Source organism: Salinigranum rubrum, from assembly GCF_002906575.1.
GTDB classification, from domain to species: domain Archaea; phylum Halobacteriota; class Halobacteria; order Halobacteriales; family Haloferacaceae; genus Salinigranum; species Salinigranum rubrum.
This window is the reverse complement of the sequence record NZ_CP026309.1, coordinates 3,133,588-3,157,044: the sequence shown is the minus strand read 5'-3', so window position 1 is coordinate 3,157,044 and position 23,457 is coordinate 3,133,588. Positions and strand designations below refer to the sequence as shown.

At 67.0% G+C, this 23,457-nt stretch carries 12 protein-coding genes; 8 read left to right on the top strand and 4 right to left on the bottom strand.

Translation table 11 applies throughout. The annotated features are described in order from the left end of the window. Positions 1-220 precede the first annotated feature (220 nt). From C2R22_RS15425 to C2R22_RS15410, 4 genes are all read left to right on the top strand, one after another. Positions 221-1,207 (top strand): DUF1616 domain-containing protein, encoded by a 987-nt coding sequence (locus C2R22_RS15425; protein WP_103426543.1) that lies wholly within the window; start codon positions 221-223, stop codon positions 1,205-1,207. Between the two features lie 117 nt (positions 1,208-1,324). After that, complete coding sequence (locus tag C2R22_RS15420; RefSeq protein ID WP_103426542.1) at positions 1,325-2,314, top strand: AAA family ATPase; 990 nt, start codon at positions 1,325-1,327, stop codon at positions 2,312-2,314. Positions 2,315-2,620: 306 nt separating this feature from the next. Further along, the gene (locus C2R22_RS15415) at positions 2,621-3,715 is read left to right on the top strand and encodes a glycosyltransferase family 2 protein (RefSeq protein WP_103426541.1); all 1,095 of its coding nucleotides are present in this window, start codon (positions 2,621-2,623) and stop codon (positions 3,713-3,715) included. Between the two features lie 119 nt (positions 3,716-3,834). Further along, positions 3,835-4,932, top strand: coding sequence for a glycosyltransferase (locus tag C2R22_RS15410; RefSeq protein ID WP_103426540.1), 1,098 nt, complete (start codon positions 3,835-3,837; stop codon positions 4,930-4,932). Positions 4,933-5,045: 113 nt separating this feature from the next. On the opposite strand, the gene C2R22_RS15405 is transcribed toward C2R22_RS15410, so the two are convergent. Continuing rightward, complete coding sequence (locus tag C2R22_RS15405) at positions 5,046-5,939, bottom strand: T9SS type A sorting domain-containing protein (RefSeq protein WP_103426539.1); 894 nt, start codon at positions 5,937-5,939, stop codon at positions 5,046-5,048. A gap of 252 nt (positions 5,940-6,191) precedes the next feature. Between C2R22_RS15405 and C2R22_RS15400 the strand changes: the two genes are divergently transcribed. Continuing rightward, positions 6,192-7,154: a hypothetical protein gene (locus C2R22_RS15400; protein WP_103426538.1), complete on the top strand. Its 963-nt coding sequence runs from the start codon at positions 6,192-6,194 to the stop codon at positions 7,152-7,154. A gap of 72 nt (positions 7,155-7,226) precedes the next feature. On the opposite strand, the gene C2R22_RS15395 is transcribed toward C2R22_RS15400, so the two are convergent. The 3 genes from C2R22_RS15395 to C2R22_RS15380 all read right to left on the bottom strand — a co-directional run bounded on the left by C2R22_RS15395 (position 7,227) and on the right by C2R22_RS15380 (position 12,024). Next, the gene (locus C2R22_RS15395; RefSeq protein WP_103426537.1) at positions 7,227-8,741 is read right to left on the bottom strand and encodes a sulfatase-like hydrolase/transferase; all 1,515 of its coding nucleotides are present in this window, start codon (positions 8,739-8,741) and stop codon (positions 7,227-7,229) included. Between the two features lie 299 nt (positions 8,742-9,040). After that, a complete protein-coding gene (locus C2R22_RS15385; RefSeq protein WP_103426535.1) occupies positions 9,041-10,459 on the bottom strand; it encodes a sulfatase-like hydrolase/transferase in 1,419 nt (472 codons plus the stop codon). 98 nt (positions 10,460-10,557) lie between these two features. Further along, entirely contained in the window at positions 10,558-12,024 is a 1,467-nt protein-coding gene (locus tag C2R22_RS15380; protein WP_216824745.1) for a lipopolysaccharide biosynthesis protein, read from the bottom strand. A 564-nt stretch (positions 12,025-12,588) separates the two neighbouring features. On the opposite strand from C2R22_RS15380, the gene C2R22_RS15375 reads away from it, so the two are divergent. From C2R22_RS15375 to C2R22_RS15365, 3 genes are all read left to right on the top strand, one after another. Beyond that, positions 12,589-18,804, top strand: coding sequence for a PQQ-dependent sugar dehydrogenase (locus tag C2R22_RS15375; RefSeq protein ID WP_103426533.1), 6,216 nt, complete (start codon positions 12,589-12,591; stop codon positions 18,802-18,804). Between the two features lie 204 nt (positions 18,805-19,008). Continuing rightward, complete coding sequence (locus C2R22_RS15370; protein WP_103426532.1) at positions 19,009-20,625, top strand: COG1361 S-layer family protein; 1,617 nt, start codon at positions 19,009-19,011, stop codon at positions 20,623-20,625. 9 nt (positions 20,626-20,634) lie between these two features. Continuing rightward, entirely contained in the window at positions 20,635-23,160 is a 2,526-nt protein-coding gene (locus C2R22_RS15365; RefSeq protein WP_103426531.1) for an efflux RND transporter permease subunit, read from the top strand. Positions 23,161-23,457 lie beyond the last annotated feature (297 nt).

Sequence of the window (23,457 nt, the reverse complement as noted above, 5' to 3'; positions counted from 1 at the left end):
TCGTCTACCCGTCTCGGGCGGCGCTAATAGGTACACGTCGACTAACCGCCCGGGGCAGACGGCTCGAAGCGCCGAAACCGACCGCAGGCGGCGTGGTTCGTCGCTCACTCGTCCGGTCGGCCACGGCGACGTTCACGGTTCGGTGACTCACCGAGACGACGGCCCGAACCGGTGTTATGCGGTATGGACTTTTGGTGTCTGAAGGCGAGATGACTGGCGAATGAACGCGATGTCGCTCCTCGCTCCGCTTCACCGTCGGGGGTACGTGGTTCCGGTCGACCTGGCGGCGACGGCTGGGCTGGTCGTCCTCGCCTGGTCGACGGCGTTCCTCCCGGTCGTCCGTGAGACGCCGCTTCGGGTCCCGTTCGGCGCCCTCCTCGTGTTGTTCCTGCCCGGCTACGCCCTCCTCGCCGCGCTCTTCCCCCGGGCCAAGAGTCCGCTCGCGACGTCCGAGACGCCGAAACCGGACCGGCTCGACGGCGTGGACCGGGTACTCCTCGCCATCGCACTGAGCATCGCGCTCACCGCCCTCGCCGGTCTGTCCCTCTCCGTCACGCCGTGGGGGTTCACCGTGGTGCCGACGGCGCTCACGCTCGGCGTTCTCACGCTGGTGTGTTGCCTCGTCGGAGGGGTCCGACGCGCTCGCCTCCCGCCGGCCGACCGCTTCTCTCCCTCGCTGTCGAGCGTCTCAGACGTCACCCAGGCCGCGTTCGTGAACGCCCCGCGACGAACTCGGTTCCTGAACGTCCTCCTCGTCTGTGGTGTCGTCGTCGCCGCGGGGAGCATCGCGTACGCCGCCGCCGCTCCGAACCCGACCGAGCCGTTCAGCGAGTTCTACCTCCTCTCGGAGACGGGCAGTACGGAGCCGACGACGCAGGGGTACGCCCTCGTCCCCGGTAGCAGTGCGACGTTCCGCGTCGGCGTCGTCAACCACGAAGGGGCGCCCGTCGACTACACCGTCGTCGCCGTCGCCCAGCAGGTGACTGTCGTCGACGGACGCGAGCGTGTGGTCGCCCAGACGGAACTCGAACGGCTCACCCTCCGGGCCGCGCCGGGCGAAACCCGTGAGATCAGTCACACGATACCGGCGGAGACGAATCTCGGTGCGAACCAGCGCGTCGCGTACCTCCTCTACAAGCGCGTCCCGCCCGCCTTCCCGACGGCGGACACCGCGTACCGGCACCTGTTCGTGACCGTCGATTCCTGAGCGCTTCGCCGAGCCCTCGGCCCTGTCGTCGCGTCGCTCGGACTCGACTGCTGGAACCGTTGTGGGGGTTCAGGTAGGTAGACGATAACTATGCGATTTCTCCGCCTCACAGGGGCAATGACGCATGCGGAGACACTGTACGAGGCGCTCTGTGCGGAGATGAGCAAGGTCCTCATCGGCAACGAACCGGTCGTCGAGGGGCTGACTGTCGCGCTCCTCACCCGTGGACACGTCCTCGTCGAGGGGATTCCCGGGGTGGCGAAAACCACCATCGCCAACCTCTTCGCAATCGCGATGGGGCTCGAATACCATCGCATTCAGATGACACCGGACATGCTCCCCGCGGACGTCACCGGGTCGGAGGTGTACGACCAGCGGACGAGCGAGTTCACCATCCGACCGGGACCGGTCTTTGCGAACATCGTCCTCGCGGACGAGATCAACCGGGCGACGCCGAAGACACAGTCGGCGCTCCTGGAGGCGATGCAGGAGCGGCAGGTCACCATCGGCGGCGAGACCAGACGCCTCCCGGACCCGTTCATGCTCATCGCGACGCAGAACCCGATCGAGATGGAGGGGACGTTCCGACTGCCGAAGGCACAGAACGACCGGTTCCAGCAGAAGCTCATCGTCGAGGTGCTCAAAGGCCAGGACGAACTGGACCTCATCAACCGGTTCGACGACACGCCACAGCTGGGGCCCGAGGCCGTCTCGGCCGTGGTGACGATGGCCGACGTCCGTCGGGCCCAGCGGGAGGTCGAAGCCATCCACGTCAGCGACCGCCTCAAGGAGTACATCCTCGCGCTCGTCGACGCGACGCGCGAACACCCCGACATCGAGTACGGCACCTCCTCCCGTACGACGCTCGCGTTCCTCAGCACCAGCAAGGCGTACGCCGCCATCGACGGGCGCGATTACGTCGTCCCCGACGACGTGATTCGACTGGCGCCCTCCATCCTCCGACACCGCCTCACGCTCTCGTCGGAGGCAGAACTCGACGGCGTCACGCCGGAGGAGATCATCGACGAGATCGTCAGCACTGTCCCCGTCCCCGGCGACGCCGAAGACGTCCCTCACGACTCGTTGACGAGTCCCTCCGAGTCGTAGCACCGTAATCGCGGCGTCGCTGTCCTCGCTCGCAACGGTTCCCCTTCTGTCGTGTGCTCCTGCCGCTCTCGCCGTCCGGCGTCGTCCCGCATCGGTTCGGGCGAGTCCCGCGCTGTCGTTCGGACGGACGACGGAATCGAGACCGTCCCGATTCGACCGCCGTGACGCCCGCCTAACCGTTGGTGACGTGTCTCTAATCTCTGAGTGTCAGGATCGCTTGCATTTGTGGTCCATCTCTAACTTCCGGCCCCCTCCCGCGTACCAAACCTATAACAAAGCGCCACCGAGGGTTTCTGGTCTTCAGACGTGTCACCAGATGTCACCGAGTCGGCCGCGTCCATCTCGACGGCCGAACCATCCACTCTCTCCGGTTCCTCTCCGAATCGAACCCCTCCGAACCGAACCGCCTCGACCAGTCGACCCCGCTACGGGGGCGCGTCCGACGACACCCCGGACGACGTCGGCGTCGTCGTCGCGATGCCGGCGTACAACGAGGAGGGAACGGTCGGGGCAGTCGTCGACGCGGTCCGACCGCACGCCGACCTCGTCCTCGTCGTCGACGACGGCAGCGACGACGACACCGCAGCAGAGGCGGCGCGTACCGGCGCGCTCGTCATCCGACACCCGACGAACCGCGGCTACGGCGGCGCCCTGAAGACCATCTTCGTCGAGGCCGCCGCCCGCGAAGCGAACCACCTCGTCGTCATCGACGCCGACGGACAGCACACCGTCTCGGACATCCCCCGCCTCGTCGCCACGCAGGTCGAGACGGGTGCGAACGTCGTCATCGGGAGTCGGTTCGTCGAGGGGGCGGCGACCGACGCGCCGCTGTATCGCCGGTTCGGACTCTGGGTGATCAACACGCTGACGAACCTCAGCCTCGGCACGTACCGTTCGAGCCAGCGCCTCTCCGACGCACAGAGCGGCTTCCGCGCGTACGACGCTCTGGTCACCAGGTCGCTCGCCGCGGACGAGACCATCGGCGACTGCATGGCGGCGAGCCTGGACATCCTCTATCACGTCCACCGGAACGGCTACACGACCGCCGAGGTCGGGACGACCATCACCTACGACGTCGATCACGCCAGCAGCCAGAACCCCATCACGCAGGGGTTCGATCTGCTGTCGGCGATCGCCACGACGACGGTCCGCGACCGGCCGCTTCTGGCGCTCGGCTTCCCCGGCGTCGCCGTGGCACTCCTCGGACTGTTCGTCTCTTTCTTCCTCTTGGCACCGGCCGCGTCGCTCGGACTCGTCGCCGCCCTCTCGCTCGTCACGCTGAGCGGGGTCGGGCTGTGTGGACTCGGGTTTCACCGCCACCGCTCGACTCGGCCGAGTCGGGCTGGTGGGTCGGTGTCGCCATCCGGTTCGGGGTCTCCACACACCCTCCCCGAGGACTGAGAGTGGGACCCAGACAGCCACACGACGACGTAGTCCGGCCGCGTTTCACCGGGGCTGCCGGTGGCGACCCGACCGAGTCGACACATACTTTCGTTCCCTCTTCGTCGCTGCCGGATGACGTGAAGGTCCTCTTCGCTCCGTACTACGCGTCCAATCCGTACCAGGAAGCCCTCCGAGAGTCCCTCGATGAGCGTGGAGCGACCGTCGAACCCACCGTCGGTGGACTCTTTTTCACGCTCTTTCGGTCGTACCTCCGGAACTCGGACGTGGACGTCCTCCACGTCCACTGGCTCCACGCGTACTTCCACGCCCCGTGGCGTCCGCTGTTCTACGTGCGCGCGACCATGCTCTTCGTCGAACTCTTCGTCCTGCGACTGCTCGGCGTCCGCGTCGTCTGGACGCTCCACAACCTCACCTCGCACGACTTCCCCTATCCCGAGACCGAGAAGCGGCTCAAGCGACTGTTCGTCACGCACTTCTGCGACGCGGTGATCGCCCACTGCAACGCCGCTATCGACCAGGCGATCGAGGAGTACGGTCTCGACCCCACGGAGCGAGCGAAGATGCACGTCGTTCCGCACGGACACTATCTCGACCGGTACGACACCGAGGGCGCTCGGGCCGACGCGCGCGCGGAACTCGACCTCCCCCTCGATGCGACCGTGCTGCTGTACTTCGGCATCATCCGCCCGTACAAGAACGTCCCGACGCTGATCGAGACGTTCTCCCGGGTGGCCGGCGACGACGACTACCTCCTCGTCGCGGGGAACCCCCACACGGACGACGTGCGCGGGGCGGTCTCTCGTGCTGCCCGCGGGGACGAGCGCGTCCGCACGCGCCTCGAGTACATCCCCGCGGAGGACGTGCCGACGTACATGCTGGCCGCCGACGCCGTCGTCCTGCCCTTCCGCGACACGCTCACCTCCGGGAGCGCGGTCCTCGCGATGAGCTTCGGGAGGGCGTTCGTCTCGCCACGCATCGGCTGTCTACCCGAACTGTTCGGCGACGACAGCGAGGAGTGTGGCGCGGTCCTGTACGACCCCGACGACCCGAACGGCCTGGGGACGGCGCTTCGCTCGCTCGACTCGCTCGACCTCGAAGCGATGGGGGCGTGGAACCGCGAGCGCGCCGCCGAGTTCGACTGGGCGGACATCGCTGACCGCACCACAGCCGTCTACCGCGACGTCGTCCGCGACCGTCGCGGGGAGTCGGCGTAATCGACCGTCTCTCCCCGAACTCGAACGATGAGCCACCCCTCCCGCTCGCTCGATACGCCTCCTGCTCACTGTCGACGGGGACGTTCACGAAAACGAGCGGCCAAACGGATTTGTCAGCGACGCCGACGCACCCGGTACATCACGCCCCCCGCTAGCAGGAGCGCGAGGAGGAGTACGACTCCCGTCTCGGGGAACCGCGTCGTCGTCACTCCGACCCCGTCGGTCGTGGAGAGCGACTCCGCGTCTTCGGTCGCAACGTCGGTCACCGTCCCGGTCGTCACGGACTGTCCCTCCTGGCTCGCCTCGCCCTCGACGGTGACCGCGACAGCGTCGCTCATCCCGACGTACGGACCCGGTCGCCCGACGAGGCGCGCGTAGACGGCGTGTTCACCCGGCGGGAGGGACGTTCGGTCGACCGTCGCCTCGTAGAGCCCGAGCCGAACCTCGGTCGCGCTCACGACCACCTCGTCGGTGCCGTCCGTTGCGACGACCTCGACGTCGCGGTAGGGGATGTCGCCACCGGGGATGATGCCGATGCGGAACCGGAGTTCGTCGGCGGTCGACGCGGACTCGATAGCGGAGAACGTCACGTCGTGCCGCGAGACGACCGCCCGTTCGGCGGCCCGAATCTGGCCCTCGGCTCGAACGGCGATGTAGTACGTTCCCGACGACAGGGCGTCGGTCGGAATCGAGACGGTTCCGTCCGCGCTGGGCGTGAGGGCCGTCCGCCGGTCCCCGTTCGCGTCGAACAGTTCGACGCGGACCGCCTCGTCCGCGGGGGCGACGACGGTGACGTTGAGGGGTTCGTACCCGTCGTGGGGGGACGTCGCGGAGACGTCGACACTGGTCTCGCCGAGTCGGACGGTCTCGACCGGCGTGTGGACGCTGTTCTCGGTGACGACGGCGTACGCCCCAGTAGTCTGCAGTTCCAGCGGAACACCTCCGACGGCTGTCCCCGAGAGAACGACGAGGAGGGCCGCGAGGACCGACACGGCGTGGACGCTCATACACCTGTTAACGGTGTCCTGAGCGCTTAGTTACGACCCTCGTTACCGGCGGCTCGACGCGAGACGACTACCACCGTTCGGGCGGCCGACAGCCGACCGCTCGAACGGTCGACGGAGGTTCGTCAGCGCCCGATTCGGACACCACCGCCACGGTTCGTCGACAGGGAGACGGTCGGTTAACGGGCGCCAAACCGGCAGCCCTGTTCGATTAGCCAACGTATGTTAACGACCCTCGCACGCGTGAGAGCTTCGATGAAGGTTCTCACCGTCATGTTCGGCGGGGTCGATTTGCACTACCTCGAACGGTTCGACTGTCGACATCTCAAACAAGCGCAGTACGGCGGTGTCGAGGTCGACAATCTCTGGCAGACGCGCGACGTCTCCACGCAGATCACCTCGCAGCTCATTACCGGCCACGACTGGCGCACGAGCGGTGTCACCGGGCGAAAACACTACACTGACCCGGAAATCGAGTGGCTCGAAAAGCGCGTCATCCGACCGCGGACCTACCAGAAGCCGTTCTTCCACGGGCTCGAAGCCCGGACGCGTCCCCTGAGAGAGGGGTTCTACCAGACGCTCCGTCCCAGGCTGGAGAAACGCAACTACCTCCGCGACGACCTGCTGGTTCCGACGCTGTTCGAGAAGATTCCCGACAGCGAGGCGCTGTACGTCCCCGCGTACAACCCCGAGCCCTCGTGGGCACTGGGGCGAAACATCCTCGACCCACGACGGCTACCGGAGTTCGGTGAGGCCGGCGCCGTCGACCTCGCGGAGAAGAACTTCGCGTGGCGCAGCCGTCGGTTCCGCGAGGCGCTCGCGGGCGACCCGCGGCAGTTCTTCATGACGCAGTTCCAGATCCTCGACTCCTACCAGCACCTCTATCTCGTCTACGCCGACGAGCCGAACCTGGAGAAGGTCGAAGAGATCTACCGCCGAATCGACGCGTTCGCGGGCGAGATTTGCGAACTCGCCGAGGGGAAGTACGACCTCGTCGTGTTCTGCTCGGAGAACGGCGCGGCCAACAGTTTACGAGGGAGAACCCACTACAACCGGCCGTTCTACTCGCTCTCCCGACCGATGGACCTCGACGGCCGGACGAACATGCGGGACTTCCACGACCACCTGCTCTCGTGGGTGCAGATGGAGCCGAACCCCGTCACGCTCACCGGGGACCCGACCGCTCCGCGCGAACACGCCGTCGCACCGCTGAAGTAGACCGAACGGACGCTCCCGCGTCATCGATGTGGTTCGCGAGACGGAGATCGAATCGACAGCCCCGTCTCACCGCTACATCTGGTAGCCGAGTTGTTTGAGCCGGTCCTCGACGTCCGAGTCGTACTCGACGCGGAGTTTGGGACGGTCAGCGTTCGTCGTTTCGAGGTCGTCCGCGAGCCGCGAGAGGGCCTCCGGCGCCACCCCTCCCGGGAGCGGGTGCCGTTCGGTCCGGTCGGAGTCGACTCTGAACGCCGTCCCCTCCTCGGTCCAGTCCCACGTCGTCGGGTTCTCCTCGTCGAGGTCGATGTACACCCACTCCTTTCTCGCGTCGCAGACCCGCCAGTACTTCCACGCACCGTTCCGCGTCACGATGCTGTGGCCGAGGTCGTCGAGCGCGTCCGACACCACGACGGCGTCCTCGTCACCTTCGTCGGTGACGTGGGAGGTCCGACCGCTCTCGGCGGGGAACTGCCCACGGGGAACGCCCGCGACGTCGGAGACGAGTTCGTGGAGCCAGCCGAGCGAGAACGGCCCGTCGAGGCGCCTCCCGATACCCATCGGCGCCCGGACCAGCAGGGGCACGTGGAGGAGTTCGTCGTACATGTAGTGGGCCGGGTGGCCGTAGAACCCGCGGTCACCGAGCGCCTCGCCGTGGTCGCCCGTCACCACGAGGACGGTGTTCTCCCACACGCCCCGCTCTTTCAGGTGGGCGACCAGCGCGGCGATCTGGCCGTCGATGTACCGGACGACGCTGTCGTACATCGCGTTGTATCCCGGGCTGTACACGTTACAGAGCCGTTCGACGTCACAGCGGAACGCCTCGAAGCGAGCGGTCGAGACCAGCCCTCCCTCGTTGACCTGCGCGGGGTGGATCGGCGCGTGGAGGTCCATCAGGTGCGTCCAGCCGAACACGGGTGTGCCCGACTCGAAGGCGTCGTCCAGCTGTTGGGTGAAGGCGTCGATCACCGACGCGGCCGGCGGGCTCGGCCAGTTCTGGAGTTGGTTGAACCGGTAGGCGACGAAGGGCAGGGCGTACGGGTTCCGGAGGAGCGACGCGGACCCCTGCTCCCAGCGGAGGCGGCGGCGGAGTTCCTGGAAGACGTCGCCCATGGTCGGCCCGCGCGACCCGCTGTCCGTCTCTCCTTCGCGCTCGCGGTCGTCGCCGACCGACGACTCGTCACCGCCCTCGTCGTCTCGGTCGCCCACCTCGACGTTGTCGAACTCGTCGAACCCGGCGTCGAAATTCAGACTCGGCAGGAGATGTGCATTGGTGACCGTCGCGACGGTCCGGTAGCCGTTCGTCCGAAAGTGGCTCGCGAGGGTTTCGCTACCGGGCGGTATCCCCTGAACCTCGGACCGGGGATGTCGGCTGTTGACCGATCCGTCGTACGAGTGGTGCCCGGCGAGGATACCGGGGAACGACCCCGCGGTGACACTCCCCGTCGCGAACGCGCGGTCGAACACGAACGACTCGCCCGCCAGTTCGTCGAGCGCCGGCGTCGTCGGTCTCGAATATCCGTTGAACCCACATCTGTCGTACCGCCAGCAGTCGATAGTGAGGAGAACAACGTGTGGAGCTGAGTTCATCTCTGGGCCTCAAAACCCCACTGAGCGGTTTATTTATGAACCCTCTTCCACCCGCACCGAGCGTCTCTGCGAGAGATAATGCCGTCCTTCCGCGGCCTTAGACGAGCCAGAGAGCCGTTCGGTGGGTCTGAATCGGGCGTCGCGACTCAGTCGTGGGTGGCCGACACCGCGCTGTGCGCACGTCACGTGAACGAGCGTCTCGAACACGTAGTTCACGAGAACGCCGGTCCCGACGCCCTCGATCCCAGCCGGAAGGCTCGTGTCGTGCACCAGTCGACTTGGTCCGTCTCCCGAGCATCTCAGAGATACCCCAGATCGCGGAGTCGGGCCTCGGCGAACGAGTCGACCGTCTCTCGTCCCTCGGAAGCGCCGTCCCGGGCCCGTTCCTTCGCCGTCGTGATGTCTCCGGGGAAGAACGCCGAAGCCCACTCGGGTGGCCGGACGTCCTCCTCGGTCAGTTCCTGCCAGGACGGCCGCTCGCAGTCGAGTCGGTACGCGAGCGCGTTCCCCTGTGAATCCCAGACGTACTTCCGGTCCCCCTCGTAGACTGCCCGGAGCATACGGTCGAAGTACGCCTCCTCGTCGGCGGTGAGGTCGACCGTGCCGGGCGAGAGGCCGACCACCTCGGCGGCGATGCGGTCCCGAGAGATGTCCGGGAGTTCTCCGCGCGCGAGGCCGACGAGCAACTCCCGCAACTGGAGGTGTGAGACAGTCTCGGTGACGACGCGCTCGTCATCGGTCGGCGCGTCGACGACGACGCAGGGGACGTGCAACAGCCCCTCCGAGAGGCTCGACGTGTGCTCGAACAGGTAGCCGTCGGCCGCCCCTCCCAGGTTTTCACCGTGGTCCGCAGTGACGACGAACGTCGTGTTGCCGTCCGTCTCCGCACGGACTTGGTCGATGAAGTCGACGACGAGCCGGTCGAGGTACTCGACGGAGGCACCGTACAGTTGCTCGAACCGGTCGAGGAACTCGCGGTTCTCTTCGACCCGTCCCTCGCGGTTGATATCCCACTTGACGCGGTAGAAGTCGTCGGCGGAGGTCCACCCGCGGGGAACGGCGTGAAGCGAGTCGTCGATGCCCCGGAACGGGTGGTGCGGCTGGTGGGCGTCCATGAAGTTGACGAACTGGACGAAGGGGCCCTCGGTCTCGCGAATCTGTCCGAGCGCCTCACGGGAGACCGCGGCGCCTCCTTTGTCCTGGAAGGAGACCGGGAGGCGCTTCAGGATCTGGTTGACCCGGTGTGCCGCCACGTTCGCGGTGTACTTGCCGAGTTGGTTCCGGTCGCGAGCCGCACGAACGTAGTTGAGCCCGCGCCTGACGCCCGTTCCTTCCACGTCGAGCGGTTCCCACGCGTCCTGGAAGACGACGTCGGGTGTGACAGGCGTGAACCGGTCGAACAGCGTGTCGAAGCCGTATCGGGGGCCGACGAAGAGGTTCGCGCTCACCCCGAGCGCAGCGTACCCCTCGCGCGTCAGGTCGCCGATGACGGTGTCCTCGCGTGCGAGCGTCGAGAAGTCCCTGTTGTGGGTGTGGACGCCGTGCTCGTGCGGGAGCGTCCCGGTCAGCATCGATGCGTGGCTGGGTGTACTCCACGCGGATGCGGTCCGACACTGCTCGTAGGAGACGTTCGCCGCCGCCGAGAGCCGTGGGGCGAACCGGTCGAAGTAGTCCTTCCTGACCGTGTCGAGACAGATCAGGACGACGTTCCGTTTCATGTGTGCTGGATGATGTGTGTGGAGGGCATAGACATACTCCGGCTAACGCCGCCTCGCCGGGTGTTATGTATCTGCTATCTGTCCGGTTCGAACGTCGTTCACGCGAGGTTCCGCCGGATGAGCGAGAGCATCGAGCCGACGTCGTAGTCTGTCGTCGACTCCACGACCAGGACCGCCCCGGCGTACGCGGCCATTCCGACGACGACGAGGACGACGAACTCGACGGCGGGTGCCAGCGTGACGCTCTCGCGAACCGCGTAGACGACGCCGCCCATCGCGAGGCTCGTCGCCGTCGGGTACGCCAGCGTCCGCGCGAACTGTCTGACCGTCCCGTCGATGAGCTTCAGCCCCCAGTAGTTGGCCAGCGGCTCGGAGGTGAGGAGCGAGGCGACGATGACCGCACCTGCGGTTCCGACGACGCCGTACGCGTCCGTCGCAGGGTAGATCAAGAGCGCGACCACGAGGAGCTTCCAGACCTTCACCTTCGTCTCGAGGTCCGGACGCCCGAGCGCACGGAACAGCGGGCCGACGTTCGCGCCGACCGAGAGCAGCAGCCCCCACAGCGTGAGTACCTGCAGCACCGGCACCATGGGCAACCACTCCTCGCCGAGGAAACCGGTGACGAACAGCGGTGCGGTCACCAGGATTCCGACGCTCATCGGGAAGGTGAGGAAGCTCGTGAACTGCAGGACGCGGAAGTACGCCGCCCGAACCGCGGACCGGTCGTCCTGTAGCTTCGAGTACGTCGGGAACATCGTCGAGGAGATTACTTTCGTGATTTCGGTCGCGGGGGCGTTCGCCAGGCGGTACGCGAGCTGGTAGAGCCCGAGCGCCGTCGCACCGAGGAACCAACCGACGAAGACGTCGTCACCCTGGCCGAGCAGGAACGCCGTGATGGACGCGCCCATGATCCACTTGCCGTAGCCGAACAGCTCGCGCCCCTTACTCAGGTCCGCACGGACCGACGGCCGGTAGTCGTGGATGAGATACGACACGAGCGTCCGGGTCACGTCGCCCGCGAGCTTCCCGAGGACGAGTGCCCAGACGCTCCCCGTCGTAATCGCCAGCACGAGCGCGACGCTCACGTCGACGACCGTTCCCGACAGCTGGTAGCCGAACTGGCGGTGGAACTCCAGGTTCTTCTGGAAGTACATCACGGCCGGATTCCGCAGTCCCAAGAGGAGCGGCGAGAACCCGATCGCGCGTATCAGGTCGACGCTCCGTGGCTCGCCGAAGAACACGGCCGCGTGCGGGGCAATCGTCCACGCGACGACGGCCAGCACGACCCCACGGACGACCTGCATCACCCACGCGGTGTCGAGATACGCGTCGACGTTCGCCTCCCGACGCTGGATGAGTGCCGCGTCCATCCCGAGGTTCGAGAACACTTCGAGCACGGCGAGGGTGAGCAGCGCGATGCCGAGGAGTCCGAGCGCCGTCGGACCGAGCAGCCCGGCGATGACGACGAGGGTGACGATCTGGAGACCGCGGTTCCCGGCGGTGATCGCCGACGCCCACAGCCCGCTCTTGACAGCTCGTTCCGTGAGATCACCGTCCGGAACCATCCGGGCGACGAGTCCTCGCACTCCTCTTCGTGACACTTGTCTGGCTCCTCTTTGCCGGTGAGAGGGTATGAGTATAGACCGACCAACCACGCGGGTCCGACACTAATCCGCGTTCCGGCCCCGAACCGCAGCCGTCCCCGCCCCGGTTTCACTCCTCCGGACGACAGGTCCCACCGAGACGTCGCCGTGTCGTTCGTCGTGGTCCTCGACCGGTCGATGTCGTCTCTCTCGTGACCGTCTCGGGGACGGTGACGCCTCTCTCGCTGTGCGCGTCGGGAATTCACGCCTCGATGAGAGGTCGCCGATCGTATCAGAAACACGGATGTTATGGTGTGTCCGTCTCGATAACGCGATCCTAACCGGCCGTTTCACCGGACTGCACCCCTCTGCCGCCGCCGTCCCTGTCGGTGGGGATTTCCCCTGTCTGCGGCGGCATGTATCTGATTCCGTGATAATTAATCCGCGGTACGTTATTCCCATCACGCCGCCCCGTGCAGATTGCAGTGTCTAACTTATTCACCAGAGTGTGTATGACTGGTAAAATCCGTCTCTCTCGCTTCCATCATGCTCCTACATCCCCGTCACACCACCCACGCTCGATCGTTCGTCACCGTGCTGTTCGTGTTCTTCGTCGTGACTGGGTCGCTCGTCTCTTTCGTTCACGTCGCATCCGAACCGGTCGCCGCACACGACGGCGCCCACGACACCCCGCTCGGCACTGGTAGCCTGGGGTCGACAGACCCGTCGGATTTCACGACCGAAACCGTCGTCGACGGCCTCGTCCAGCCCATCTCGCTCACGTTCCTCCCCGACGGTCGGATGCTCGTCCTCGAGAAGGGCGGTCGGATCGTCATCACCGACCCCAGCGATACGTCGCTCGACTCGCAGACGTACATGACGCTCACGAACATCGACACCACCGGCGAGCGCGGACTCATCAGCATCGTCGTCGACCCGCAGTTCCTGCAGAACGGGTACTTCTACCTCTACTACCAGCCCGCCACCCCTGCACAGTCTCGCGTCGCCCGTTTCCAGCACGTCGAGAACAGCGGCGGGCTCTCCTCGCGGGGCGACCGCTCCTCCGAGACGGTTATCTGGGAGAACCCCGACACCTACGTCGGCGAGTATCACTTCGGCGGTGGGCTCGAGTTCGGTCCGGACGGGCTGTTGTACCTCACCACCGGCGAGGAGTTCGACCCCGCCCTCTCTCAGGACCTCTCGAACGCCGGCGGGAAGATACACCGGTTCTCCCCGAACGGGACCGTTCCCGCGGACAACCCGTTCCTCGACAACGCGAGTGCCATCGACAGTGTCTGGGCGTACGGGCTCCGAAACCCCTATCGCGCGAAGTGGGACCTCTCGACGCACCGGTTCTTCGTCGGTGACGTCGGCGGCAACGTCGTCGACTCCCGTGAAGAGGTCAACCTCGGCGAGGCGGGAGCCAACTACGCGTGGCCGATCTGTGAGGGCGACTGCGCCGGCTCCGAGTACACCGACCCCCTGTACAGCTACCCTCACCGCGACGTCGGCGGGTCGATCATCAGCGGCCCGGTCTACCGTGGGAACCAGTATCCGTCCGCGTACACGGGCGCGTACTTCTTCGCGGACTACGCGTACAACGAGCTCCGCTACCTGACGTTCGACGACACGGGTGCCGTGACCGGCGACTACCTCTTCCGGACCTTCGCGGGTCGGCCCGTCGACCTCGTCGAGGGACCCGACGGCGCGCTGTACTCCCCGCTTATCGCCTACGGGAACGTCAAGCGCGTCGAGTACAAGTTCGCGACCGACTCTCCCTACATCACCGGCGCGGGCGCGGACGTCACCCAGGGCGACGCGCCGCTGACGGTGGAGTTCACCGGCTTCGCGGAGGACCCGAACGACGAGGCGCTGACGTACACGTGGGAGTTCGGAGACGGAACGACGGCGACCGGATCGACGGTGACGCACACGTACTCCTCGACGGGAGTGTACCAGGCGCGACTGCGGGTGACGGACGCGTCGGGGAACGAGGACATCTCGGACCCCATCGAGATCACCGTCGGGTCGGGGCCCGTCGTCCAAATCGGCTCGCCGACCGACGGCTCGACGTTCGTCGCCGGCGACACCATCACCTTCTCCGGAAGTGCGACGACCGCCGCCGGCGACCCCGTCCCGCCGGAGGACCTCTCCTGGACGGTGCTGTTCACGCACAACGACCACACCCACCCGGTACTGGGACCCGTTTCGGGGAGTAGCGGCTCGTTCGACATCGCACGGACGGGACACGACTACCACGGCGACACAGGCTACCGCATCTCGTTGACGGCGACCGACACGTCGACGGGCGTGAGCAGCACGCAGAGCGTCGACATCGACCCGGAGAAGGTGGATCTGACCATCGACACGTCGCCGGACGGTATCGACGTCTCCATCGACGGCATCCCCGACACGACCCCGTACGTGTACGACACGCTCATCGGGTTCGACCACACGCTCACCGCACCCGCCGCCCAGTGCGTCGCCGGGACGACCTACGAGTTCGACTCGTGGTCCGACGGCGGCGCGCGGAGCCACGTGGTCCGCGTTCCGACGACGGACACGACCTACACCGCGACGTACGTCGCCAGCGGCCCGTGCACCTCCTCGGGCGTTCCGACCGACGGACTGGTCGCCCAGTACGAGTCGACGCAGGGACTCTCGACCTCCGGCGGCACGGTGACCGGCTGGTCGGACGTCTCCGGCAACGGGAACGACCTCACCGCCGTCGGTGACCCCCAGGTCGCCTCGGACGCCCCCAACGGCGAGCAGGTCGTCGCGTTCGACGGCACCGGCGACGCGCTCGTCCGGACCGGTCTGACCGGGTTCCCGTCCGGCGACGCCGACCGCACGGTGGTCGCGCTCGTCCGCTATGACTCGCCCGGATACGGCGGCGTCGGCTACGGGTCGCCCGCGCTGAACCAGTTGTTCGGCCTCTCGGTCAACCCCGACGGCGAGATGATGGTTCAGGGATGGGGCCGCCGCAACGACTTCCACACCACGACAGTGGGCACGGGTGCGGGCTGGCTGACCCAGGCCGCGGTCCACTCGAACGGGGCGCTCACCCACTACAAGGACGGGACCGTCATCGACAGCGCGTCCCACGCGTTCGCGACGACGACTGATCGAATCGTGATGGGTGCGGAAATCGACGAGGACCCCTACGTCGACATGGACGTCGCCGCCGTGTTCGTTTACGACCGCGCGCTCAGCGACACCGAACGCCAGCAGGTCGAGGAGTACCTCCAGCAGCAGTACGTGACGACACCGACGACGAGTGACACCGCCCCGGTCGCGGCCGACGACAGCGCGAGCGTCGCGCAGGGCGGGAGCGTCACGGTCGACGTTCTCGCGAACGACGCGGACGCGGACGGCGACATCGACCCGTCTTCGGTCCGCATCACGGAGTACCCCGTGTCGGGGGACGTCAGCGTCGACTCCGCGACCGGAGCGGTCACGTACGACCACGACGGCTCGTCGTCGACGAGCGACTCGTTCCGGTACACGGTCGCGGACTCGACGGCCAACGTCTCGAACGAGGCCGTCGTCTCCGTCTCGATATCGGGCTCACCACCGCCGAGCGACCTCCCGGTGACGAGCGGACTGGCGCTCCACCTCGACTCGACGACCGGTGTGGCCACCAGTGGCGGAGCGGTGACGACGTGGGCGGACCAGTCGGGCAACGGGAACGACCTGACGGCGAGCGGCGGGCCGACCCTCGCCACGAGTCCGACCGGCGCACAGGTCGTCCGGTTCGACGGCGTCGACGACGTTGCCTCTCGAACTGGTGGACTGGCAGCCGTGCCGACGGGTGATGGGGACCGCACGATGTTCGTGGTCGCGGAGTACCGCGAGGTCGGCTACGGCGGTGTCGCGTACGGGCTTCCGAAAAGAAACCAGGTGTTCGGGCTCGCAGTCGACCCGAACGGCGACCTGATGGTGCAGGGCTGGGGCGGGCCGAACGACTACGTCTCGACCACGGCAGGTACCGGAACTGGGTGGTTCACGCAGTCGGTCGTTCACTCGAACGGGGCGTTCACCCACTACAAGGACGGAACGGCCATCGACAGTGCGACGCACACGTTCGCGACGGATAACGACAGGCTCGTGGTCGGCGCGGAGATGACGCCCGCGCCGTACCTCGACATGGACGTCGCTGCCGTGATCATCTACGACCGCGCGCTCAGCGACACCGAACGCCAGCAGGTCGAAGACTACCTCCAGCAGCAGTACGTCGGTACCGGCACGTCGACGGCCTCCGTCTCGATCACCGACCCGACGGAGGGAGCGACCGTCACCGGTTCGGACCTGTCGGTGTCGTGGGACGCGACCGCCGCACAGAGCGGCGACCACGTCCACCTCTCGCTCGACGGAGGTCCGGTCGTCGACGACCGTCCGCTCTCGGGGACGTACACGTTCACGGGCGTCGCGGCGGGAAGCCACACGGTGACGGCGACTGTCGCCGATTCGGGCCACGCCGCGTACACGAACCCGGGAGCGACCGACTCGGTGACGGTCACGCTCGAAGCCGCGACCACTAACAGTCCGCCGGTGGCGACCGACGACAGCGCAAGCGTCTCTCAGGGCGGGAGCACCACTGTGGACGTTCTCGCCAACGACGACGACCCCGACGGGAGCCTCGACCCGACGACGGTGCAGGTGACGTCGTACCCGGCATCCGGAACGCTCGTCGTGGACGCGGCCACGGGTGCCATCGAGTACACCCACGACGGGTCGGCGACGACGAGCGACTCGTTCGCCTACACCGTCGACGACGACGCGGGTGCGACCTCGAACGAGGCGACGGTGTCGGTGTCGGTCTCCAGTTCGCCGCCGCCGAGCGACCTCCCAGTCACCAGTGGATTAGCGCTCCACCTCGATTCGACGACGGGCGTCACGACTTCTGGAGGTTCTGTGACGACGTGGGCGGACCAGTCGGGCAACGGCAACGACCTGACGGCGAGCGGCGGTCCATCCCTCGCCACGAGTCCGACCGGCGCACAGGTCGTCCGGTTCGACGGCGTCGACGACGTGGCATCGCGGACCGGTGGTCTGGCAGCCGTGCCGACAGGTGACGCCGACCGCACGATGTTCGTCGTCGCGGAGTACCGCGAGGTCGGCTACGGTGGTGTCGCGTACGGCTCTCCCTCGACGAACGACGCCTTCGGCCTCTCGGTGGGCCCGGACGGGAACCTGATGGTGCAGGGCTGGGGCGGGTCGAACGACTACATCTCTACGACCGCGGGCACGGGTGCCGGCTGGCTCACCCAGTCGGTCGTCCACTCGAACGGGGCGTTCACCCACTACAGGGACGGGACGTCCATCGACTCGGCCACACACAGCTTCACCACGACGGCGAATCGGATCGTCGTGGGCGCGGAGATGACGCCCGCGCCGTACCTCGACATGGACGTCGCCGCCGTAGTCATCTACGACCGCGCGCTCACCGACACCGAGCGCCAGCAGGTCGAAGACTACCTCCAGCAGACGTACGTCGGCAGTGGAGGCTCGACGTCGACGGCCTCCGTCTCGATCACCGACCCGACGGAGGGAGCGACCGTCACCGGTTCGGACCTGTCGGTGTCGTGGGACGCGACCGCCGCACAGAGCGGCGACCACGTCCACCTCTCGCTCGACGGCGGGGCGGTCGTCGACGACCGCCCGCTCTCGGGGACGTACACCTTCACCGGCGTCGCGGCGGGAAGCCACACGGTGACGGCGACGGTCGCCGATTCGGGCCACGCCGCGTACACGAATTCGGAGGCGACCGACTCGGTGACGGTGACGCTCGAAGCGGCGTCGACCGACACGGCCCCGGTGGCGACCGACGACAGTGCGTCGGTCGCGCAGGGCGGGAGTGTCACGGTCGACGTCCTCGCGAACGACGCCGACGCGGACGGCGACATCGACCCGACCACGGTACAGGTGACGTCGTACCCCGCGTCCGGAACGCTCGTCGTGGACGCCGCCACGGGTGCTATCGAGTACACCCACGACGGGTCGGTGACGACGAGCGACTCGTTCGCCTACACGGTCGCGGATTCGACCGGGAACGTCTCGAACGAGGCCGTCGTCTCCGTCTCGATATCGACCAGTTCGAGCGACCTCCCGGTGACGAGCGGACTGGCGCTGCATCTCGACTCGACGACGGGCGTCACGACTTCTGGAGGTTCTGTGACGACGTGGGCGGACCAGTCGGGCAACGGGAACGACCTGACGGCCAGCGGTGGACCGACGCTGGCGACGAGTCCGACCGGCGCACAGGTCGTCCGGTTCGACGGCGTCGACGACGTGGCGTCTCGAACCGGTGGGCTCACCGGCGTCCCCACCGGTAATGCGGACCGTACCGTGTTCGTGGTCGCGGAGTACCGCGAGGTCGGCTACGGCGGTGTCGCATACGGCCTCCCGAAGGAGAACCAGGTGTTCGGGCTGTCGGTCGACCCGAACGGCGACCTGATGGTGCAGGGCTGGGGCGGGCCGAACGACTACGTCTCGACGACCGCGGGCACCGGAACTGGGTGGTTCACCCAGTCGGCCGTCCACTCGAACGGGGCGTTCACCCACTATAAGGACGGAACGGCCATCGACTCGGCGACGCACACGTTCGCGACGGATAACGACAGGCTCGTCGTGGGTGCGGAGATGACGCCCGCGCCGTATCTCGACATGGACGTCGCCGCCGTAGTCATCTACGACCGCGCGCTCACCGACACCGAGCGCCAGCAGGTCGAAGCGTACCTCCAGCAAACGTACGTCGGCTGACGCTGCGGGTCACTCGCGGTCGGCTATGGGAACCTCGTTTTCGTTTCTTCCGCGCCAATCGCACCGATCCGACGTCTCGCGCCGAATACGGGCGGAATCTGAGGATCCAGAAGAAACTGTTTCTAGGTTTACTCCTGTTCCACGCTGCTTAAGTCTTCCACGACGATTGACTAATCGAACGCTCGTTCAACTCAACACACCTATATGAAATCGAATACAACCGCCCTTCTCGGTCTCGTTCTCGCGGTCATCGTCGCCTCCGCGGGAGCACCGCTGGTCAGCGCACAGGAACAGGTGATCGGCCGTCCGAACGTGGACGTGTACGTACCGAACAACCAGGTCACGCCGGGAGAGGAGACGACCCTCCAGGTCTACCTCTCGAACGACGGCCAACTCGTTCAGGACGGCGCCACGGAGTACGTCAACCGCGTCACCACCGCACGCGGGACGGTCGTCGAACTCAACGCACAGGACAGCCCGGTGGAGTTCGACACGGGTGCGATTCCCGTCGGGAGCGTCCCGACCGGAACCGCCGGCCCCCTCGACGTGTCGCTGACGGTCCCCGAGGGGACGCCGCCGGGGACCTACGAGGTCCCGGTCGAGGTCCGCTACAGCTACACGCGCATCGTCACGTACGGCGACGGGGAACCCGAGTTCTCCGAGTCGACGTTCCGCGGTACCCAGACGATCACGATCCGCGTCGTCGACGCCCCGCGCTTCGAAATCGTCGACACGCAGTCGACGACACAGATCGGTGACCGCGGCGAAGTGACAGTGACGCTGGAGAACGTCGGCAGCGAACCCGCACGCGACGCGCGCGTCTCGGTCGCCTCGTCGAGCGACGAACTCTCCTTCGGGACCGACTCGAACAGCGCCGACTCGTTCGTCGGGGCGTGGCGTCCCGGCGAGACGAAGCAGGTGACGTACGCGCTCAACGCGGCCGACGACGCCATCCAGCGCGAGTACTCGCTGACGACGACCGTCGACTACACCGACGTCGACGGCATCCGTCAAAACTCCTCGGAACTCGTGACGGGGGTCACCCCGAACGCCGAGCAGTCCTTCTCGGTGTCTGAACTCGACTCGACGCTCCGCGTCGGCCAGGAGGGCACCGTCTCGGGGACCATCACGAACGAGGGCCCCTCGACGGTGAACGAACCGGTGCTCGTCGTCTCCGGCGGGTCGCGGAACCTCGACTTCACCGAGACGGAGTACGCGCTTTCGGACCTCGAAGCCGGCGACAGCGAGTCGTTCTCGTTCGAGGCGGACGTGAGCGAGGCGGCGACGGCCGGGCGTCAGCAGTTCAGTTTCGAGGTCAGATACGAGAACGGCGTCGGTGACGAGCGGACCAGCGACACGCTCCGCCGGGCCGTCGACGTGGCCGAACAGCGGGACCGCTTCACCGTCGAACCGGTCCAGGCGTCGCTCGAACGGGGCGGCTCGGGGACGGTCACGCTCCGCGTCACCAACAACGGGGACGAGCCACTGACCGACGTCAGCGTGAAGACGTACTTCAGCGACCCGCTTTCGAGCAGTGACGACGAGGCGTTCGTCCCCACGCTCGACCCCGGCGAGTCCGCCGAAGTCCAGGTGGCCGCCAGCGCCGGCGGCGACGCGCTCACGAAGCAGTACCCGGTGTCGGCCGACCTCCAGTACACGACGCCCGACGGTGACACGCAGCTCTCACAGACCCACACGGTCGCCGTCGACGTCGTCACGCCCGAGCGCGGTGGCGGCGGTCTCCCGCTGTCCCTCCTCGGCATCGTCGGCATCGTCGCCGTGGCCGCCGTGGGCATCGTCGTCTGGCGTCGCCGGGGGTAAGCGCTCTCGATGAGGCACCAACAGATCATCGACCGCGTCGACGACTGGATCGTCAACCGCCCGAAGGCGGTCATCCTGACGTTCCTCGTCGTCACGCTCGTCATGTCGTCGGGGCTCGCGATGACGGCGACCGAGTCGGGAACCGACCAGTTCACGGAGGACATCCCGGCGCAGGAAGCCGCCGACGAGATCAACGAGCAGTTCGAGACGGAGAGTTTCACCGCCGAAACCGCGTCGACACAGCTCATCCAGTCGAACAGCAACGTCCTCTCGAAGTCGTCGATGTTGCGGATGCTGGAGGCCCAGCACCGCTTGGAGGAGACGCCCGACCAGCGCGTCGTCGCCACCGCGAGCGTCGCGCGCGTCGTCGCACAGGACATCGACCCCGAGGCGACCACGCTCGACGAACAGATCGACGCGCTCGAACGCACGCCGGCGTCGACGGTCCGCGAACACACGCGGTCGGTCCTCCGCGAGCGGCCCGGCCTGGTCGGCCTGCTCAGCGAGGACTACAACCGCGAGTCGGTGACCGCCTCGGCGACCATCGCCACCGTGACGCACTCGCTGCCGGGTGCCAGCGACAGTAGCGGGGGCGGCGGAGGCGGTGACAGCCCCGCGACGGACATCCAGCTACAGGCCGAGGACATCGTCGGGACGGTCGGCGGCGACATCCGCGTCTTCGGGAGCGGCCTCATCTCCGCGGAGTTCGGTAACGTCATCGGCGACTCGCTGCTCATCGTCGTTCCGGCGGCCGTGACGCTCATCTTCGTCTTCCTCGTCTACGCGTACCGCGACCCGCTGGACCTCCTCGTGGGAGTCGTCTCGCTCGCGATGGCCATCCTCTGGACGTTCGGGTTCATGGGCCTCGCGGGTATCGCGTTCACCCAGATGCTCATCGCCGTGCCGCCGCTCCTTCTGGCGGTCGGCATCGACTTCGGCATCCACGCGGTCAACCGCTACCGCGAGGAGCGCGTCCAGGGCATCGGCATCGTCCCATCGATGCGGACCGCAACCGACCAGCTCCTCGTGGCTTTCTTCATCGTCACCGGCACCACCGTCATCGGCTTCAGCGCGAACCTGACGAGCGCGCTCCCGCCGATTCAGGACTTCGGGCTCGTCGCCGGCATCGGCATCATCTTCACGTTCCTCATCTTCGGCATCTTCCTCCCCGCGGCGAAGGTGTACGCCGACCAGTGGCGCGCTCGCACCCGGTTCCCCCAGTTCGGCAGCCAGCCGCTCGGCAGCGAGGATTCGGTCCTCGGGCGAATCCTTCCCGTCGGCGTCTCCATCAGCCGGGTCGCCCCGCGGCTGTTCCTCCTCGTCCTCGTCGTGAGCACGAGCGGCCTCGCGTACTACGGAACCGGCGTCGACTCGCGGTTCACCCAGGAGTCGTTCCTCCCGCCCGAGGACAACCCCGACTGGCTCGAATCCCTCCCCGAACCGTTCGCGCCGAGCGAGTACGACACACCGGAGACGATCAACTACCTCGAAGACACGTTCGAGAGCGGCGAGGACGACCAGGTGACGGTGTACGTCGAGGGACCGTTGCGCCAGGACGACGCCCTCGAACAGCTCTATCGGATGGGTGACGACCCGCCGGAGAGCTTCGTCAGCCGCGACGGGAGAGCGGATTCGACGAGCATCGTCACGGTCATCCGCGAGCAAGCGGCGCGCGACGAGGAGTTCGCCGCCCTCGTCCGTCGGAACGACGCGAACCGCAACGGCATCCCCGACGACAACCTCGAGACGGTGTACGACGCGCTCCTCTCGTCGCCCGCCCGCGACCGGGCGCTCAACTACATCACCGAGGACTACCGGAGTGCGCGGGTCCAGTACGCGGTGCAGGCCGACGCCGAACAGGCGGACGTCACGCGCGACGCCCGCGAGGTCGCCTCCGGGATCCGGTTCGAGGCGACGGCGACGGGCACCATCATCGTGTTCAAGGCCGTCTCGGACGTCATCACCGAGTCGGCGCTCACGAGCCTCGCTATCGCGCTTGCTGCGACGCTGGTGTTCCTCGTCGGGATCTACTGGCTCATCGAGGGGCGACCGCTGCTCGGCGTCGCCAACACCGTCCCCATCGCCGTCACTGTCGCGGCTATCGCCGCTTCGATGCGCTACGGGGACATCCCGCTCAACGCCCTCACGGGGACGATTCTCTCGATCGCCATCGGTCTCGGCATCGACTACTCCGCCCACGTCGTCCACCGCTTCTCCGAGGAGTTCGACGACGACGGCGACGTCTACGAGGCGCTCGAAGCGACCGTCCGTGGCACCGGCGGCGCGCTCACCGGCAGCATGCTGACGACCGTGACTGGAATCGGCGTGCTCGTCCTGGCAATCACGCCCATCCTGGGGCAGTTCGGTCTCCTCACGGGACTGAGCATCCTCTACTCGTTCCTGGCCTCCATCATCGTCCTCCCCTCGACGCTCGTCGTGTGGGCGCGACTCACCGGCCGCGGCGGAACCCCCTCCGACGCATCGTCCCCCGCTGACGCGACTCCCTCCACCGACGGAACTCCCTCCAACGCATGACCCGACCCTCGACACCTCCCACGGCTTCGGCGCTGTTCGGACCGTCCCCGACTCGATCCCTCCGACGTACCCCGCTGTCGCATCCGGTCCTCCCCTCTGGTCCCGCTGACGCTCGCGCCCTCCCTCCACTCGCCACATCACACACGGTTCGGTTCATGCACCCTGAACGCGAACGAACGCTATCCCGTGTGCCTCCGTTCCCGGCCCTCACGTCCCTCCAACCGGACTCTCTCGAACTATGACCCACTTGAGCCACACTGAGACACGACGCAGGAACCCGCTCCACAGGAGGACCGA

Coding starts and splice junctions, on each gene's coding strand:
- C2R22_RS15365 (WP_103426531.1), top strand. CDS start 20,635: ATGAGGCACCAACAGATCATCGACCGCGTCGACGACTGGATCGTCAAC.
- C2R22_RS15380 (WP_216824745.1), bottom strand. CDS start 12,024: ATGGTTCCGGACGGTGATCTCACGGAACGAGCTGTCAAGAGCGGGCTG.
- C2R22_RS15420 (WP_103426542.1), top strand. CDS start 1,325: ATGACGCATGCGGAGACACTGTACGAGGCGCTCTGTGCGGAGATGAGC.
- C2R22_RS15370 (WP_103426532.1), top strand. CDS start 19,009: ATGAAATCGAATACAACCGCCCTTCTCGGTCTCGTTCTCGCGGTCATC.
- C2R22_RS15395 (WP_103426537.1), bottom strand. CDS start 8,741: ATGAACTCAGCTCCACACGTTGTTCTCCTCACTATCGACTGCTGGCGG.
- C2R22_RS15400 (WP_103426538.1), top strand. CDS start 6,192: ATGAAGGTTCTCACCGTCATGTTCGGCGGGGTCGATTTGCACTACCTC.
- C2R22_RS15385 (WP_103426535.1), bottom strand. CDS start 10,459: ATGAAACGGAACGTCGTCCTGATCTGTCTCGACACGGTCAGGAAGGAC.
- C2R22_RS15375 (WP_103426533.1), top strand. CDS start 12,589: ATGCTCCTACATCCCCGTCACACCACCCACGCTCGATCGTTCGTCACC.
- C2R22_RS15405 (WP_103426539.1), bottom strand. CDS start 5,939: ATGAGCGTCCACGCCGTGTCGGTCCTCGCGGCCCTCCTCGTCGTTCTC.
- C2R22_RS15425 (WP_103426543.1), top strand. CDS start 221: ATGAACGCGATGTCGCTCCTCGCTCCGCTTCACCGTCGGGGGTACGTG.